General features: G+C 45.1%; 18 protein-coding genes. 8 read left to right on the top strand and 10 right to left on the bottom strand.

Annotation, left to right across the window (positions count from 1 at the left end; all coding sequences use genetic code 11):
* Positions 1–6: 6 nt before the first annotated feature.
* Genes B5D42_RS12460 through rpoN form a run of 4 tightly spaced genes read right to left on the bottom strand, consistent with a single transcriptional unit; the run spans position 7 to position 6,439 of the window.
* The gene (locus B5D42_RS12460) at positions 7–1,449 is read right to left on the bottom strand and encodes a hybrid sensor histidine kinase/response regulator (RefSeq protein ID WP_078831848.1); all 1,443 of its coding nucleotides are present in this window, start codon (positions 1,447–1,449) and stop codon (positions 7–9) included.
* Position 1,450: 1 nt separating this feature from the next.
* Positions 1,451–3,421, bottom strand: a complete 1,971-nt coding sequence (locus tag B5D42_RS12465) for a PAS domain-containing sensor histidine kinase (protein ID WP_078831849.1) — start codon at positions 3,419–3,421, stop codon at positions 1,451–1,453.
* A gap of 5 nt (positions 3,422–3,426) precedes the next feature.
* Positions 3,427–4,965 carry a sigma-54-dependent transcriptional regulator gene (locus B5D42_RS12470; protein WP_078831850.1) on the bottom strand — a complete coding sequence of 513 codons (1,539 nt, stop codon included), beginning with the start codon at positions 4,963–4,965 and terminating at the stop codon, positions 3,427–3,429.
* Positions 4,966–5,011: 46 nt separating this feature from the next.
* Positions 5,012–6,439: an RNA polymerase factor sigma-54 gene (gene rpoN / locus B5D42_RS12475; protein WP_078831851.1), complete on the bottom strand. Its 1,428-nt coding sequence runs from the start codon at positions 6,437–6,439 to the stop codon at positions 5,012–5,014.
* A 178-nt stretch (positions 6,440–6,617) separates the two neighbouring features.
* Here rpoN and B5D42_RS12480 point away from each other — a divergent pair, with 178 nt between their 5' ends.
* Complete coding sequence (locus B5D42_RS12480) at positions 6,618–8,000, top strand: sensor histidine kinase (RefSeq protein ID WP_176112998.1); 1,383 nt, start codon at positions 6,618–6,620, stop codon at positions 7,998–8,000.
* On the opposite strand, the gene B5D42_RS12485 is transcribed toward B5D42_RS12480, so the two are convergent.
* The gene (locus B5D42_RS12485) at positions 7,985–8,281 is read right to left on the bottom strand and encodes a hypothetical protein (RefSeq protein WP_078831853.1); all 297 of its coding nucleotides are present in this window, start codon (positions 8,279–8,281) and stop codon (positions 7,985–7,987) included. The genes B5D42_RS12480 and B5D42_RS12485 overlap by 16 nt on opposite strands.
* Positions 8,282–8,313: 32 nt before the next feature.
* Positions 8,314–8,481 carry a hypothetical protein gene (locus tag B5D42_RS17900; RefSeq protein ID WP_176112999.1) on the bottom strand — a complete coding sequence of 56 codons (168 nt, stop codon included), beginning with the start codon at positions 8,479–8,481 and terminating at the stop codon, positions 8,314–8,316.
* Between the two features lie 153 nt (positions 8,482–8,634).
* On the opposite strand from B5D42_RS17900, the gene B5D42_RS12490 reads away from it, so the two are divergent.
* Complete coding sequence (locus tag B5D42_RS12490) at positions 8,635–8,799, top strand: DUF1328 domain-containing protein (RefSeq protein WP_078831854.1); 165 nt, start codon at positions 8,635–8,637, stop codon at positions 8,797–8,799.
* Positions 8,800–8,956: 157 nt separating this feature from the next.
* Here B5D42_RS12490 and B5D42_RS12495 read toward each other — a convergent pair whose 3' ends face one another.
* The 3 genes from B5D42_RS12495 to B5D42_RS12505 all read right to left on the bottom strand — a co-directional run bounded on the left by B5D42_RS12495 (position 8,957) and on the right by B5D42_RS12505 (position 11,447).
* Positions 8,957–10,471 carry an OmpA family protein gene (locus B5D42_RS12495; protein ID WP_078831855.1) on the bottom strand — a complete coding sequence of 505 codons (1,515 nt, stop codon included), beginning with the start codon at positions 10,469–10,471 and terminating at the stop codon, positions 8,957–8,959.
* 77 nt (positions 10,472–10,548) lie between these two features.
* Positions 10,549–11,211 (bottom strand): YiaD family glycine zipper/OmpA-like lipoprotein, encoded by a 663-nt coding sequence (locus tag B5D42_RS12500; protein WP_245825667.1) that lies wholly within the window; start codon positions 11,209–11,211, stop codon positions 10,549–10,551.
* A gap of 2 nt (positions 11,212–11,213) precedes the next feature.
* Positions 11,214–11,447: a hypothetical protein gene (locus B5D42_RS12505; RefSeq protein ID WP_139367141.1), complete on the bottom strand. Its 234-nt coding sequence runs from the start codon at positions 11,445–11,447 to the stop codon at positions 11,214–11,216.
* A gap of 159 nt (positions 11,448–11,606) precedes the next feature.
* On the opposite strand from B5D42_RS12505, the gene B5D42_RS12510 reads away from it, so the two are divergent.
* Positions 11,607–12,041, top strand: coding sequence for a response regulator (locus B5D42_RS12510; protein ID WP_078831858.1), 435 nt, complete (start codon positions 11,607–11,609; stop codon positions 12,039–12,041).
* Positions 12,042–12,097: 56 nt separating this feature from the next.
* On the opposite strand, the gene B5D42_RS12515 is transcribed toward B5D42_RS12510, so the two are convergent.
* Complete coding sequence (locus tag B5D42_RS12515) at positions 12,098–12,748, bottom strand: energy transducer TonB (protein WP_176113000.1); 651 nt, start codon at positions 12,746–12,748, stop codon at positions 12,098–12,100.
* A 153-nt stretch (positions 12,749–12,901) separates the two neighbouring features.
* On the opposite strand from B5D42_RS12515, the gene B5D42_RS12520 reads away from it, so the two are divergent.
* The 5 genes from B5D42_RS12520 to B5D42_RS12540 are packed head-to-tail and all read left to right on the top strand — an operon-like array spanning position 12,902 to position 16,783.
* Entirely contained in the window at positions 12,902–13,678 is a 777-nt protein-coding gene (locus B5D42_RS12520; RefSeq protein ID WP_078831860.1) for an MlaE family ABC transporter permease, read from the top strand.
* Positions 13,679–13,687: 9 nt separating this feature from the next.
* On the top strand, positions 13,688–14,416 hold the full coding sequence (locus B5D42_RS12525; RefSeq protein WP_078831861.1) for an ABC transporter ATP-binding protein: 729 nt from the start codon (positions 13,688–13,690) through the stop codon (positions 14,414–14,416).
* 14 nt (positions 14,417–14,430) lie between these two features.
* Complete coding sequence (locus tag B5D42_RS12530; protein ID WP_078831862.1) at positions 14,431–15,192, top strand: MlaD family protein; 762 nt, start codon at positions 14,431–14,433, stop codon at positions 15,190–15,192.
* Between the two features lie 30 nt (positions 15,193–15,222).
* The gene (locus B5D42_RS12535) at positions 15,223–15,756 is read left to right on the top strand and encodes a low affinity iron permease family protein (protein WP_078831863.1); all 534 of its coding nucleotides are present in this window, start codon (positions 15,223–15,225) and stop codon (positions 15,754–15,756) included.
* The gene (locus B5D42_RS12540; protein ID WP_078831864.1) at positions 15,719–16,783 is read left to right on the top strand and encodes a DNA topoisomerase IB; all 1,065 of its coding nucleotides are present in this window, start codon (positions 15,719–15,721) and stop codon (positions 16,781–16,783) included. Before B5D42_RS12535 ends, B5D42_RS12540 begins: the two co-directional genes overlap by 38 nt.
* Positions 16,784–16,799 lie beyond the last annotated feature (16 nt).

Consider the following 16,799-nt stretch of genomic DNA (forward strand, 5'->3'; position numbering starts at 1 on the left):
TGCAGATCATTCGTGAATATTGAACATGATGATAAATTCAGTTCCGCTGCCAGGCTCGGATATTACTTCAATACTGGCTTCGTGAGAACGGATAATGTTCAGGGTTGTGGCAAGTCCCAGCCCCATACCATTCCGCTTGGAAGTAAAATAAGGTTCGAATAGTTTCTTGATATTGTCTTTACTGATCCCGATCCCGTTATCCCTGATCCTTAATGCGAGTTTGTTTTCCCATTCATGAGCCATCACTTCGATCAGGCCGGTTTCTTCATTTACAGCTTCAACGGCATTTACAACAATATTCAGCAATGCCATTGCCAGTTTTTCAATATCTGCGCGGATAGACGAGTTCGTCAGTACCTGCATAGTAAATTGTATTTTCTTCAGCAGGATACGATCTTTTACTGATTCCAGCACAAGATCAAGCACGTCCTTAATAGCTACCTGTGCGAAATTCATATCTGCAGGTCTTGCACTCTGCAGCAATTCGGTAATAAGGTTACCGATACGGGTTGCATTACGCTGAATGATATCCATATAAAGTCCGCTGTCCTCTTCCGTAACATCACCTGCCTGTAAATTCTCTATTGCAAGATTAATATTGTTGAGCGGGTTACGTACTTCATGCGCCAGTGTACGGATCAGACGGCCTGAGGCTTCCAGTTTTTCTGTCTGAATGACTGCCAGTTCTGCTTTTTTGATACTTGTGATATCGTGTATCACACCCTGTATATGTTTGTTTCCCTCTGTCCCTGTTTCTACGGATGACGAAATAAGGCAGGTTTTCACCACCCCATCTTTTGCCGACATTTCTGCTTCAAAATTCTCTACTTCGCCGCGTGTGCTCAGCATATTGAGAAAATCTTCCTTCCGGGCCGCGGATACAAAAAAACTATCCAGGAAACGGCCCCGGCACTCGTCTGCATCTACTTCCAGTATTTCCGATATTGCAAAATTCACATCCATGATACAGGTATCCATGTCTGTGATAAAAACGATCTCGTTCGATTTTTCAAAAATGGAGCGATAGCGGCGTTCACTTTCTTTCAGCTTGTCGATTGTGGCTGCACGTTCCAATGTATAACGGATACAGCGTTCCAGCTTTTCTTCATTGAGGTCGCTTTTCACCAGATAATCAAAAGCGCCTGCCTTGGTTGCTTCGCGGTCGATCTCATAATTCCCCTTACCGGTAAGCAATATCACCGGCGTGGAGCAGCTTTTCTTCACAATATCCTTGATGAATTCAATACCATCTTTCGCTCCCAGCCTGTAATCGACAAAACAGATTTTATACTGGCCGGTGCATATCTCCTGCACGGCATCTTCATACCGGAATACCCATTTACTTTCGATCTTCCAGCTGTTCAGGTCTTTTATATAATCATTCAGTAACAGGAAATCATCCTCACCATCTTCTACGATCAATATTTTAAACACTGGTAACTGTTCCATTCTATTGGCTGTATGGTAAAATGATATGAAATGTTGCGCCCTGGTCTTCAGCTGATTCTGCGCTGATCATGCCATTATGGTTCTCTACGATCTTTTTGCTGATACTTAACCCCATGCCGGTTCCCGGATATTCAGACTTACCCTGCAGACGCTGGAAAAGCTGGAATATCCGGTCTGCATACTGCTGCTCGAAACCGATGCCGTTGTCCGACACTATGATATGTGCATATTTCTTATACGGCTGCAAATGACGCTCACGTACTTCCTTCTGAGACAGCAGCTCGGATCTGATCCGGATCTGCAAAGGCCTGTCCGGAGATCTGAACTTAAGGGCATTGTTGACAAGATTGTTGAACAACTGCTTCATCTGGCTCGAAATGCATTCTACTACCGGCAATACCTGCACATCAACCGAAGCCTGGTTTTCCTCTATCTTCATATCCAGCTCTTCGCATACCTGCTGTACAATTTGCGAAAGATCTGTTTTTTCGTAAGCATTATTGCTCGTGATCCGCGAGAACTCCAGCAGGTTATCTATCAGGTTGCGCATGCTCTCGGCAGATGCCATCATCCTGTCGATATACATCCGGCCGTCTTCTCCGAGCTCTTCTGAAAATTTGTTCTGCAGGCGCTGCCCGAAGGTACTGATCTTCCGAAGCGGCTCCTGCATATCATGTGATGCCACATACGCAAAAGATTCAAGTTCGCGGTTGCTTTTATTCAGTTCTTTGATCTTCGTTTCAAGCCCGCGCTCGTACTCTTTCAATTGTGTAATGTCTCTGGATGTTCCGATCACACGCACTGCTTCCTGCTGCCTGTTTCGTAACACTTTTGCATAGGTGGATATGGTTCTCAGCTGGCCGTCGGCAGTGGTGATATCAAATTCCCAGCTATAATCATCCGCTCCGTTACTGATCTTGCGGCTTTGTTCTTCGATCCTGTAATGATCATCTTCATTGATATGCTTCTTGTATATATCGCGGTCTACTTTTACAAGTTCGCGGTCTGTTTTAGGATCATATCCGAAGATCCGGTACATACCATCGCTCCATAATACTTCATCTTTTGTATAATCATACTCCCACAAACCGTAATGAAATTTATCTTCGCTCTCCAGCATCATCATCCTGTACTCACTCAGACTGGTCAATGCTTTTTCGTAATCGGTCACGTCTTTTACAATGCCCATCCCAAGTTGGATATTATGAGTTTCATCATATTCCAGCTTTACTTTTTCAAGCACTGTTTTTATGTTGCCTGAATGTGTGCGTATATTGTATTTCACTTCATACCCGCCCTGGCGCATCCCTTCGCGCAGCCGTTCGATCTGGCTATAATAGGCGTCATCTCTGATAATAAGGGACCTGTAATAGCTTTCATCGATGGAACCTGCAGTTTCCGGTTTATCTATCTGGTATTCCGTCAAACGTTTCAATCCGTCTGTCCAGTAAATATGTTTGCTCTTACGGTCATGGATCCAGGTGCCAAAATCGAGCATCTGTTCTGCATCGGCCAGCATCTCACCGGTTGTTTTATTGGTGACGCCAAAAAAACCGGACTGGACAGGTCTGATCAATTCAATAAAAACAAGGTTATCGGCAAGCAGCCGCATCATCGTACACATGTATTCAGCACCTTCCTTTGCCTGGTACCGGCAGCTGAATCGCAGACTTGCCCGTTCTTCAGGCAGCAGGCTGCCCAGTTCGGCGAGCTTTGCATTAAAAAGAGATACGTCTTCAGTATCGATCAGCGTTTCTGATCTGAATTCCGGAAGACGTATCTCCTGTCCGCTTATCCCGAACGATTTTTCAAAAGCTTTGTTGCAATAGGTAATGCGGCCGGTTGTTGTATGGTAGAGCAGGAACGGATCTGTTGATAAAGAATTGAGATCAAGGTCAAAAAAGTCAAGATCCCCGTTCGCATCTATGCGTTGTTGTATTGCAGTAAGATTTTTGATGAGGGGGGTCAGCATTTCAATTATTCTTCATTAAACTCCTTGTATTGCCGCATCTTGTTATAAAGCGTTTTGCGGTCTACATTCAACAGTTTGGCCGCTTTGCTTTTATTATAATTTGCCTTGCGTAAGGCCTGGACGATCATTTCATATTCTGCATCAATACTTACCGCTTTCAGCGACTGGCCGTTGATCTCCACCGGCCTGGCAGGTGCGGCAATTGCCGGATCAGGTATTTGCGGTGCAGGCTGAGAAATTACAGGCGGTGGCGCAGCAGTTACTGCCGGTGGAGCTGCGGGTCTTTCTGTAACAGGTGAAGCCTCATAACGATCAAATGCCAGTTTATGATGATTGACCAGTTCGAAAGGAAGTGCCGTAATATCGATAACGCCTTCATCCGATAACAGTGTTGAACGTTTCACCACATTCTTCAATTCGCGGAGGTTACCCGGCCAGCTGTAGCTTAAAAACACTTCTTCCACTTCAGGCCTGAATGCAGTAATCTGTTTGCCCAGTTCCTGGTTGGTCTGTTCGAGAAAGAAATAAGCAAATGTCATGATATCATTCTTGCGCTCACGCAATGGCGGCACATTGATGCTGAATTCGTTGAAACGATGATAAAGATCCTCCCTGAACTTGCCTTTCTGCGAAGCTTCCCAGAGCAACTCGTTACTCGCTACGATAATGCGTATGTCAAGCTCTATATCTTTATTACCACCAACACGCCGAACCTTACGCTCCTGTACTACACGCAGCAATGCCACCTGTATATCATACGAAAGGTTTGCAATCTCATCGAGGAAAACGGTTCCGCCGTTGGCCATTTCAAGACAACCGATCTTCTGGCCCACGGCGCCTGTAAATGAACCTTTCTCATGACCGAATAACTCGCTTGCGGCCAGCTCTTTCGACAAAGCACCGCAATCGATCGCAACAAACGGATTTTGTTTCCTTTTGCTGCGCTGATGGATTTCACTGGCTATCACTTCCTTACCACTACCGCTCTCACCATAGATGATCACACTGTAATTGGTAGGCGCCACCAGGTCTATCTGGCGGAGGATGGTCTGGAACTCACGGCTATCGCCAAAAATATGTTTATTGCTTGATGGTTTGATCTTACGCTGTGGCTGCTGTTCTTTCTGCACTTGTGTCTGGGCTTCCGGTTGCGGGGCAATATGCTGTTCCGGCACTGAGGCAGCTTTCCGGTTCAATGCGTTTTTGATCGTTGAGAGAATCTCTTCTGGCAGAAGCGGCTTGGTCACATAATCATATGCACCATGTTTGATCACATCTACCGCTACCTTGATATCACTATAACCAGTGATGATGATCACCGGTACCGAAGGCAGTCTTTGCTTGATCTGCAGCAGCAGGTCTTTTCCATCTGTATCCTCCAGTCTGAAATCACAAAGAATAATATCAGGCGCATCAGTATCGATCTCTTCCAGTCCCTTCTTCCCGCTTTTTGCCGAGCGCACACTGAAATCATGTCTCTTCAGGAAACGCTCCAGCAGCATGCACATATCAATGTCATCATCAATGATTAGAATCTTATGCATAGTTCAATTTGTAGTAAAATACAGTATAAAATTAGTACTATTCGCTTTATATTGCCTTGGCCCAGATCTTTCTCATATCCCCTACCGGTATGTTGAGGATGTCCCTGTATTTGGCTACTGTACGACGGGCAATTTTTATGCCCCGTGTTTCCAGCAATGCAACCAGCTGCTGATCGCTATATGGATTGTTTTTATCTTCGTTACGAACGATCTCTTCCAGGGTGATCTGGATCACTTTATTGCTAACTGATTCCCCTTCCCTGTTGATGATACCTTCAGTGAAGAGGTTCTTCAGCAGGATCAGCCCGAAAGGTGTATCTACATATTTGTTGCAGGTAACGCGTGAAATGGTGGAGATATCGAGTCCTACTTCATCTGCAATATTTTTCAGGATCATAGGTTTAAGCAGGGAAGGATCGCCATGCAGGAAATATTCTTTCTGTTTTTTAACGATTGCCTTGATGATACGGAGCATATTCTCCTCGCGCTGTTTTACAGCCTGTACAAACCACATAGCACTGCTCAGCTTACTTTTCATGTACTGCATGGTGCTTTTGTTGCGTGCGGCACCGGCATCACTTTTTTCAGCAACTTCCATCAGTGAAGTATTGATGGTGAGCGCCCCCGCCCTGGGCCTGCAGAGATCCACCAGCACCATTTCATTTTCTACCGTGATCACAAAATCAGGTATGATGGTTTCTTTTGCCACTGTAGCTTCATAACGCTCGTTAACAGGTTTGAGCTGCAGCTGGCCGATGTGTTTTAAAACGATTGACAGCTCTTCCTCATCCAGTTCCAGTGCATCCATGATCTTATCCAGACAACGTTTACGCAGATCATCATAATGGCGGTCTATCAGCTGTATCGCCTTACGCGTTACCGGGCATTTGGATACAACACCATTCAGCTGCAGCAGCAGGAATTCGCGGATATTGCGGCAACCAACGCCCAAGGGCTCCATCGACAAAAGCATTAAACGGATCTTTTCCACCTGGTCCATGTCTACCATATGACCATGGCTGAAAGAAATATCATCACAGATATCCTGCATATCCCTTTCGAGGAAACCAGACTCTGTAACGCTGTCGAGCAGGTACTCTGCCACAGCCAGTTCCTGCTCGCTGAGCTTCTTATCGATCAGTTGCATCTTCAGCATGCTCCTGAAATCTTCGTTCTCCCTCACCGGGATATTGTAATTGTTGGAGTGAATATAGGATTCATGTTCCACGCGGTAATCAGGGCGGTCGTCATAACCATATTCATCCCAATCCTGGTAATCCTGCGGCTCGTCATTTTTCCCAAACTCTACAGGTTCTGAATCTTCCTGCTCCATTTCCAGCAACGGATTTTCATCGAGTTCGTCTTTGATACGCAGCTCCAGCTCAATATTATTTAAATGATACATATTGAGCATTTGTATCTGTTGCGGAAGTATCTTTAAGGTATTCTTTTGCAGTTGTGACTGATGTAACATGGCTTTCGGCTTTTGGTACTAGTTAATATCACAACAACGGTTCCAAAAAGCAATTATGTGTTAAAAAACACATAAGCGATTGAATATCAATAATATCAATCGGGATTTTTAGCTAAATTCATCACCGCAGATGGCAGGGAACCGGTTTTTTTGGGGATTATTTTCCACACAACATTCTATGAAACGACTATCGCCGTTTATTACCTATGCACTCCTGGCCCTTTCCTTCCTGGTATTGGTAGCCATGGCGTATACATCGGTGAACTCCAACCGGAAGCTGATGATCTATTCCGATAAGGTGGAACATACTTACCTCGTGCTTAAAACGATCAAGCAGGTGGAAAAACTGATGATCGACGGAGAAACGGCGCAGAGAGGCTACCTGTTAACCAACAAGGAAAATTTCCGCATTCCTTATACCCAGTTCCTCGGCAGCATCGACAGTGCAATGAATATGCTCGACAGTCTTGTGCAGGATGATCCGGCCCAGCGGGTAGAAGCCAAACTGTTACGCAGAACGGCCAATGCCCGGAGAATGTTCCTGGATTCGGGTTTTATGTCGCACACAAGAAGCCAGGGTTTTCTCACCAGCATGGTTGAAGGCAAACTACACATGGACAAGTTCAGGGTCTATGCCAATAACATGGAGACAAGAGAGCTGAGCCTGTTGGGAATCTATAAGAAAGAAAAGGAAAAAACACAACGGCTCACCCCGCAACTGATCCGGTACAGTTTCATCCTGGCTATACTCATCTCGGTCATTTCAATCATACTCATAGCTTTCCAGCACAGGCGCAGGATGCGTTACCAGGCCGAACTCGAAAAATCGGTACTTGAGCTCAAACGCAGCAATGAAGAAGTGGAACAGATGGCATTTGCCGTATCTCATGACCTGCAGGAGCCCTTGCGCAAGATCAGCATCTTCACCAACCTGTTTACGAATAAATACAGCGAACGTTTTTCTGAAGAAGAAAGAAGCCTGCTGCAGCGGATGGACAAAAGTACCAAAGCCATGCAGTTACTGCTGCAGGATCTTGTGAGTTATACAACCCTGCTTAACAAACCGGAAAAACTCGGGCAGGTAAATCTCAATAAAGTTGTGGAAGACAGTTTCGATATGGTAGCAGCGGAACAGGATCATTACAACTGGTATTTTAACCATGATCTTCCCCCGGTTAATGGATACCCGCAGCAATTGAAAATGCTGTTTACGGAAATATTTGAGAATTCGTTTAAATACAGGCGCAAGAACCAGCGTCTGGTGATACAGATCTCGCATATGATCGTATCGCAGAAAGATATCAGAGAGGCGGCGGGCTCTGCGGTTATTGGCAAGCAGTTCCTGCAGGTCTGTGTAAGCGATAACGGCATAGGCATCGAAAATGCTTTCGCGGAAAAAATGTTTGTAATCTTTCAGCGGCTGCACCAGAAAGACGAGTACAGCGGTAAAGGCATCGGGCTTGCGATTGCAAAAAGGGTGATCGCCAATCATTACGGCTTTATCGAAGCAAGCGGCAAGCCCGACCAGGGTTGCACCATCTATATTTATTTACCGCTGTAAGTGACCTGCTGCGCACAGGTATCGATCGCATTCAGTATAGCATCTTCCCAGCGATGCGCGAATGCCGCAATGTGCATGGGCGAGCCATCCGGTAATACTACATTGAATTTTGCCTTTTTAAGTGATTCACCGTTTGATCTTACTTCATCGAGCTGCATGGATGCAATGGCGAGACCGGTTTCGGATGCCAGCTCTTTCATGCGTTCAACAAAGCTGCTCAGCAATGAAAATGCAGCAGTAGTGTTAATGAGCTGTTGGGGTAAAGTGAATTGTAACTGCATAAGATATGTTTATTAGGTGATTATTAGAACTGCTATCGGCCATCCAGGAGATCCCGGATATGGCGCATATACCGTGAAATGCCGGTGAAATAATACAAAAGATCTTCCAGCCTTGCTTCCACACCGGGGCATATAACCGTTACGATCATGAAATTGACCAGCTGGCGGATCTTGTTTTTTATAGTCGTGAATACCTGCATATCTTGTTGCTTGCTACTGGTATATCTCCAAATGTTATACCGGACCAGAGGGAAATAAACCGTAGAAATATCTTCTCAGCAACAGACTTTAATGTGGAACGATTTTTTAATCATATTAACTGACAATCTATTCCTCATGATAAATCTTTTGTTATGTTACGTTGGACAATCATCTTCTTTATCGTTGCCCTGGTAGCAGGTATTTTCGGCTTCACAGGTATTGCAGCCAGTGCAGCAGGAATTGCTAAGATCCTCTTCTTTATTTTCATTGTTTTATTCCTCCTTTCTATTATCGGCGGAAGAAGAAGCGTGGATTAATCAGCAGCAATAATACATTATTGAAAAGCAGCCATAAGGCTGCTTTTTTTTGCGCTTATCATCTGGCATATGCATAAAAAAAAGCCTGGCCGCAGAAGCAACCAGGCACGTGTAAGGTTAAATATCAAACCTCACTTATGGCTATTTTAATGCCTTATTATCCTTTACGCAGGTTTGGATAAGGAGAAGGTACTGTATTAGGACCGTCTTCTGTTGTTCCCTGCAGATCTACAGTGTTTGAAGTTCCATCCTGGCCGTAGCTGAAGATGAACCTGTTCTCAGCCACACCTTGTTTTTCAACCAGGTATTTGATCACTGCATTCACCCTTTCCCAGCTCATTTGCTGTGCGGCCTTGCTTGAAGCACCGTAGCCGGTTACCTTCACCTTACAGTTAGGGTTGGCGATGATCTTGGCAGCTGCAGACGCAAGCATGCTTTGTGCATCTCTGCTGAGTCTTGCGCTGTTATTGCTGAACTGTATGCTTGGCAGGTTGCCGATATTACAATCGTTCTTCGGTTGTGCTGCAGCCATATTAGCCATCATGTCCTTGATCTCTTTGCAGCAGGCTGGCTCAGGGCAGGTACCTACACCATCATTGTTTACAGGGAAACATTTGAGCGGAGTAAGGATTTCTTTATCCCTGTAATCAGGAACGCCATCACCGTCTGTATCTTTAGCCCTGCCATGTGCATCTACAGGAGCGCCTGCAGGTGTGTTAGGCTCAAGGTCAAACTGGTCGGTTACACCATCACCATCAGCATCTGGTAATACAACCGGAGGCAGTTTCATGTGACGTGGAGAATTGATCTCGCTGTATACATAGTTGTTAGGATTGATCCACCACAATGGTTCTGTTCTGCGTGTTGAATTGCCCAGGTTGAAGTTCAGGCGAACGGTAGACAGGCTGTAGAAGTCACTGTTATTACCAGCCCTGTAACCATCGAGGTAATCATAACCACCTCTTGCAATGAAAGTGAATTTCTGCTCGATACCGAGGTTAGCCCTTGGGCTCAGTTTAAATGCTACACCCAGACCGGCGTTCAGACCATGGAACAATCCCCATGAATCACCTTTACCAACAGTAGTGATCAGGGCATTGTTGCTGTATGGATAAGCAGGATTACCTGGGTAGAAAAGACGTGATCCAGAAGCCACATCATCGTATTCTACCTGTGTGCCGATCAGGTTATAACCAGCCAGCAGGTACCAGTCTGTTTTAGGATTTCCACGGTAACCGCTTGCTGCATTCAGAGAAGCGATCAGGTCCAGTCCCAGCATATGGCTCCTGTTTGTGTAGCCACGCATACCCAGTGAAGGTTTCGCTTCGCCATAGGTAAGCATGCCGGTATAGCCTGCACGTAATGAGAATACATGGCTGATCGCTTTACGAAGGGTAAGGTTACCACCTACACCGATCTTTGAAGCCACATCACCAAATATGAAGGCAGGGCCAACGCCGATACCCAGTTCCCACATATTACGGGGCTTTGCAGGATACGGCTGCTGGTTATTCAGGAATTCAGTATGCTGCGCCATGCCGGATGCCGGTATTTTAGCAGTATCTGACCATTCTCTGCCTAATTCTGTTGTTGTAGTTGTGGTTTGTGCCTGCAAACAATACTGACCGACCAACATGGCCATGAGCAGTATAAGGTATCGCATTGTTTTCATCTTTTTCTGATTTTTGGTTAAAACGATTTGGATTTTATATATGGATTAAACGATTGCATCAGTTATTTACGCTTTCTTTAGGAACCACTTTGGCTCTTTGCGCTTTCTTTCAGTTGTTCATTGGCATAAATAGCGAACTCTACACGACGGTTGGTTGCCCGGCCTTCTTCTGTATCATTGCTCACTTTAGGTTGTGTTTTGCCATAACCGGTTGTTTTCAGCCTTGCAGATTTTATGCCCTGCGCTACCAGGAAATCTGCTACTGCCCTTGCCCGTCTTTCTGAAAGAGTCTGGTTATAAGTATCGCTTCCGGTATTGTCTGTATGTCCTTCGATCAGGATATTGACATCATCATTTTTAACCAGCACGTCTGTTACTTTGGCCAATGTCTGGCGCGCTGCACTGTTCAGTTCATAACTGTCTGTTGCGAAGAGGACACCGGATTTAAACGTAAGGTTGATTCCCTCTCCCACACGTTGTACTTCTGCTTCCTTGATCTTTTCCAGCTCTTTGGCCTTATCATCCATTTTTTTTCCGATGATACCGCCTGCTGCACCGCCAACTGTTGCACCGATAATAGCACCTAGGGCTGTATTACCAGCAATTTTACCTACACCGGCTCCAACAGCTCCGCCGGCACCCGCTCCAATCAATACTCCCTTCTGGGATTTGTTAAGGCTCTTGCAGCTGCTCAATATCAGTCCGGCAGCCGCCACTAATAATAAAATGCTTCTCTTCATGATCATGGCTTTGATTTCAGTTTATCATTGTCTCCGAGATTTTCATTCTCCGGGTCTTTTTCCTTCTTACGCTGATCAGCACCTGCTGTTCCTACCTCTTTTGAGCGGTGAAGCCTGCTCAGGTCTTCTGCCCTGCTGGGCTGTTCTTCCTTGGGAGCCTGGTTGCTCCCATACGGATGATCTCCTTTCTTAAGCTCCTTGTCGGGCATTTCTGCTCCTGCATATTTCTTACCCATAACATCCATATTTTAAAGCCTATCATAAATTTTCGTACCATCAGGACGATTTCGCAAAACATTATACCTTTGGGAAATGTTTTCTACACTGCCCGACAGGAGAAACATTATCATTTTGTATAGCTGTTATTGTTATACATTTGAACAAAGGCAATTTTTATGAAACGGACAACAGTCTTAATAGCAGAAGATGATGCAGACGACAGGTTCCTGTTGCAGACTGCCTTTGATGAAACCGGCGCTTCAGAAAAGATTGAATTTGTGGAAAATGGTGTGGAACTGATCAATCACCTTAACCAGATCGCATCGGGTAATACAGATACCAACCTGCCCAGTTTTATCCTGCTCGATCTGAACATGCCTAAAAAAGATGGCCGTGAGGCTTTGAAAGAAATCAAGGAAAACCCTTCTTTCCGTAAAATACCGGTGATTATTTTCAGTACTACTAAAAATGAACTGGAAGTCACCCGCTGTTACGACCTGGGGGCCAATACCTATATCGTTAAACCAGTCAGCTTCGACTCTCTCCTCAAAACCATCCGTGAGATCAGGTCTTACTGGCTTTCTACTGCAACCATCGTAGCGGACGAATAATAAAAAAGACCGCTTTTCAGCGGCCTTTACTAAAATTTGTATCGGTTTGTGTTTTCTTACAAGATCTGGTAACTGATCGGCAGCTCAAATCTTGATTTTACATTTTTCCCTTTGATTCTTCCCGGATTCCAGCGTGGCATTTTCTGTACTACTTTCAACGCTTCTTCATCAAGACCATAGCCGAGCTTATCGCTTTTCAACTGCGGTGTATAAACCTTACCGGCTTCATCAACGGCAAACTGTACATAAACCACACCTTCCACTCCTTCATCCAGTGCTTCCTGCGGATAAGTGATATTGTCTTCGATGAATTTCTCTAACGCCTTCTGTCCGCCGGGGAATGACGGCATTACTTCCGCATAATTATAAATGCCCTCTTTGTCTATTTCGTATTTTGTTCCGGGAGCAATATTTCTCCAGATCACAACGGTTTTTCCTTTACCGCCTTTTTTCTTTGGATTGATCACTGCCTTGTTGGTAGTTGTTGCTGCTGTAGCGTTCATTACGGTAGCCGTGTCTGGCATTCCGGCTGCACCGGGGTCAAGCGCATTGATCTTTGTAGTGTCGGGTGCTGCTGTTGCCGCAGACGTATACACCGATGGCTCTTCATTTTCATTTTTGTCCTTACAGCTAACAATCATTGTAACTGCCGTTAGCGCCAGGGCTGAACTCAATAAGTAGTTCTGCAGGGTTTTATTATTTTTCATAACATACAATTTTATACATGCTTTTAAAAAAATATGCCTGTTCTTTCTCAGGCGCTGAGTAATTAATTCCACAGGCTTTCTGTTTTTCCAGAAAAGAATGTTAATAATACAAGGGTATGGCATTTGCCTTTCATACGGGCAAAGGCTGGCTATATGTTTAAACAATTCATTGACAAACAGAAAAACGCGCTTGTTGTTGCCGGCGATCAGGCTTATTTCTTCCTTTCTTTCTGCCGGAATATTTTTCGCGGCGGATTTGAATGGAATGAATTCATCAGACAGTGTTTCCTGATCGGTTACAGGTCCTGCGGTATTGTTGCAGTAACAGGCTTTATACTTGGTTTTGTACTTACATTGCAATCCTTACCAACATTACAGGATTTCGGTGCGGAGAACTATGTTCCGAGTATGGTATCCATTTCCGTGATCAGGGAGATCGGTCCGGTGATCACATCACTTATCTGCGCCGGCAAAATCGCATCAGGCATCGGTGCCGAGCTTGGCAGCATGAACGTAACGGAACAGATCGATGCTATGGAAGTTTCGGGTGCCAACCCCATGCAATACCTTGTGGTTACAAGAATCCTGGCGGCAACGCTTGTGATACCGTTACTGACCTGCGTTGCTGATGCCCTGGCTTTCCTGGGCGGGTATTTCGGCACCAATATATCCGGCTCCATGAACCTGTCGCTATATATGTCCAAATCATTTTCAGCCCTTGTATTTGCAGATCTTTTCCCATCGGTGATCAAGACCCTTGTCTTTGGGTTCATCATCGGTTTCGTGGGCTGTTATAAAGGGTTCAATTCCAACAAAGGAACAGAAAGTGTAGGCGCAGCAGCCAATTCAGCTGTTGTAACTTCTTCTATCTGGATCATCATCATAGATGCGATTGCAGTTCAGATCACCAGTGCATTCGTATATAATTAAAAGTAGCGTATGGAAGCAATTATAGAACTGGAGGGTATACAAAAAAGCTTTGGCGACAACACTGTTCTGAAGGATGTGAACCTTACCGTGAACAAGGGCGAGAATGTGGTGGTGCTGGGAAAATCCGGGCAGGGAAAATCAGTAACGATCAAATGTATCGTAGGCCTGCTTACACAGGATGCTGGTTCATTGAAAGTACTGGGTGAAGAAGTAAAAGATCTGGGCGAAGATGAATTGAAAGAACTGCGCACTAAAGTAGGATTCCTTTTCCAGAGCGGCGCGCTTTACGATTCAATGACTGTAAAAGAAAACCTCGCTTTTCCCCTGCAGCGTGTATTGAAAATCAGGGATGAGTCGGAGATCTCATCGCGGACCATGGAAGTACTGGAAGCAGTTGGTCTGCAGGATGCCATTGACAAAATGCCTTCTGATCTTTCCGGTGGTATGCGTAAACGGATGGGACTGGCACGGACGCTGATCGTAAGGCCGGAAATCATTCTGTACGACGAACCTACAACGGGGCTCGACAGCATTACATCCCGTGAGATCAGCCAGCTGATACTGGACATCCAGAAAAAATATAACACAACATCCATCATCATCACGCACGATATGTCCTGCGCCCGTATCACCGCCAACAGGATTGTGATTATGAACGAAGGAAAATTTATAGCAGAGGGATCTTATGAAGAACTGGAAAAATCAGATGATGAATTTATCCGGTCATTTTTTAACTGAATCAACGAACACATATGAAAGTAACAGCCTCCCAAAAATTGAAAACCGGCTTATTCATCGCCATCGCCTTCGGACTGCTGCTGCTGTGCATATTCCTGATAGGCAAACAGCAAAATCTTTTTAACAGCACATTCACCGTACAGGCCAGATTTAAAAATGTATCAGGACTGCAGGTGGGGAACTATGTACGTTTTGCGGGTATTAATGCAGGGACCGTGAACAATATCCTGATCGAGAACGATACAACGGTGCGCGTTGATCTGAACCTGCAGACCTCTGTACAGCCTTATATCAGGCCCGACGCGGTAGCCAGTATTACCAACGACGGTCTTATGGGCGACAAACTGGTGCAGGTATCACCCGGAAGCAACATGAGCGGTAACCTGAAAAACGGAGACCGGATCGCAACCGTTAACCCACCGGACATGGATCGTATGATTGCCAAAGCAACCAGTATTCTCAATAATGCTGAAAGCATTACAGGCGACCTGGCCGACATTGTTCAAAGGGTAAACAATGGCGAAGGAAGCCTTGGCAGGCTGGTATCGAGCGATAAACTGGCGCGGGAACTTGAATCAACGGTTTCGTCTACAAGATCCACCATGCAGAGCATCAAGAAAGGCGCAGATGGCTTCAGCGACAATATGGATGCGGCTAAAAACAATTTCCTCTTCAGGGGTTATTTCAGGAGAAAGGAAAAAGAAAGGATCAAGGATTCCATTGAAAAGGCAAAAGCTAAAAGTAATGCCGATCTGAAAAAGAAAAAGAACGAATAATTCAAATAAGTCCTGTTTAAACTGAAGCGTATGGCACGGAGGCAACCTAAAAAAAAGAACAGGTTTGCGGTCTTGTTTGACCGTTTTTCAACAAAAGTGACAAAGGCAACGGGCAGTCCTATGGCTTTCCTGCTGGCGCTCGGAGTAGTAATTGCATGGTGTGTGTCCGGGCCGTTGTTTCATTTTTCAGACACCTGGCAACTGGTGATCAATACCGGAACAACCATTGTGACATTCCTGATGGTATTCCTGATCCAGCAATCGCAGAATAAAGACACCATTGCGCTGCAGCTCAAACTGAACGAGCTGATCGCCTGTAACGAAAAAGCCAGTAACAGGCTGATAGATATCGAAGACCTCACGGAAGATGAGTTGGTGGTGCTTAAAAAGTTCTATGTAAAACTCTCTACCCTCTCCGAAAAAGAAGAAGATATTTTCTGCACCCATTCCATCGATGAGGCGGAACATCTGGATGACCGCAAAAACAGTGAGAACAGGAAGAAGAGAGCGTCTTTAAAAAAAGCAAATGGAAAAGATCAGCATACCGCATCAAAAGCATCTTAAACTGGCGAGGGATTATTACCAGGCGGCGAAAGCAGCGCACCTCGTATATGTCACCGACCGCACACCTGGGATCCGGCGCATCAAAAAAGGCAAAGGATTCTCTTATCATTTCAATAATACCATCATCAAAGCTGCAGATGAACTGAGCCGGATCCGCAGCCTCGCAATCCCACCCGCCTGGACGGAGGTCTGGATCTGCCGCCTGGACAATGGCCATATCCAGGCAACGGGCTATGATGCTAGAAAAAGGAAACAGTACAGGTATCATGCCCAATGGAACCATTTACGCAACGAAACCAAATTTCACCGGATGATCGAGTTCGGGAAAGCATTGCCGGCAATCAGGAAGCAGCTTGAAAAAGACCTGGCATTAAAGGATCTCTGCGAACGTAAGGTATTGGCTACAGTCATCAGTCTGATGGAACGAACCTACATACGTGTGGGCAATAGTATTTACGAAAAAGAAAATGGAAGTTTTGGTCTTACTACACTTCATGATGAGCATGTGCACATCAGCGGAAATGATATACGTTTCAGTTTCACCGGTAAGACCCATATCCATCACGAGGTATCGATCCGTAACAGGAAGCTGGCAAAAATCGTGAAGGAATGCCGTGATATTCCCGGGAAAGAATTATTTCAATATTATAACGATGCAGGAGAAAGAAAACCGATCGACAGCGGAAGCGTCAATGCCTATATAAAAGAAATTACTGGTGAAGATTTTACAGCTAAGGATTTCAGAACCTGGGCAGGATCACTCCATGCATTGGAAGCTATCGGCAACCTTGAGCAATGCGAGGAAGAAAAAGGGAAAAAACAACAACTGACTTCTGTACTGGAATATGTCAGCAGCAAACTTGGCAACACCAAAGCCGTATGCCGTAAATATTATATTCATCCGGTACTCCTGAAATATTTTGAACCGGGAAAGAATACTTTTCCGGAAATCAAGAACGGGCAGGTACAGTCAGGATTAAATAAACAGGAACAGGTACTGCTTCATATTCTTGAAAATTTACAGTAACCTGTTCCCTTATCTG

Origin of the sequence: Sediminibacterium ginsengisoli (assembly GCF_900167075.1) — a bacterium.
Taxonomy (GTDB): Bacteria; Bacteroidota; Bacteroidia; order Chitinophagales; family Chitinophagaceae; genus Sediminibacterium; species Sediminibacterium ginsengisoli.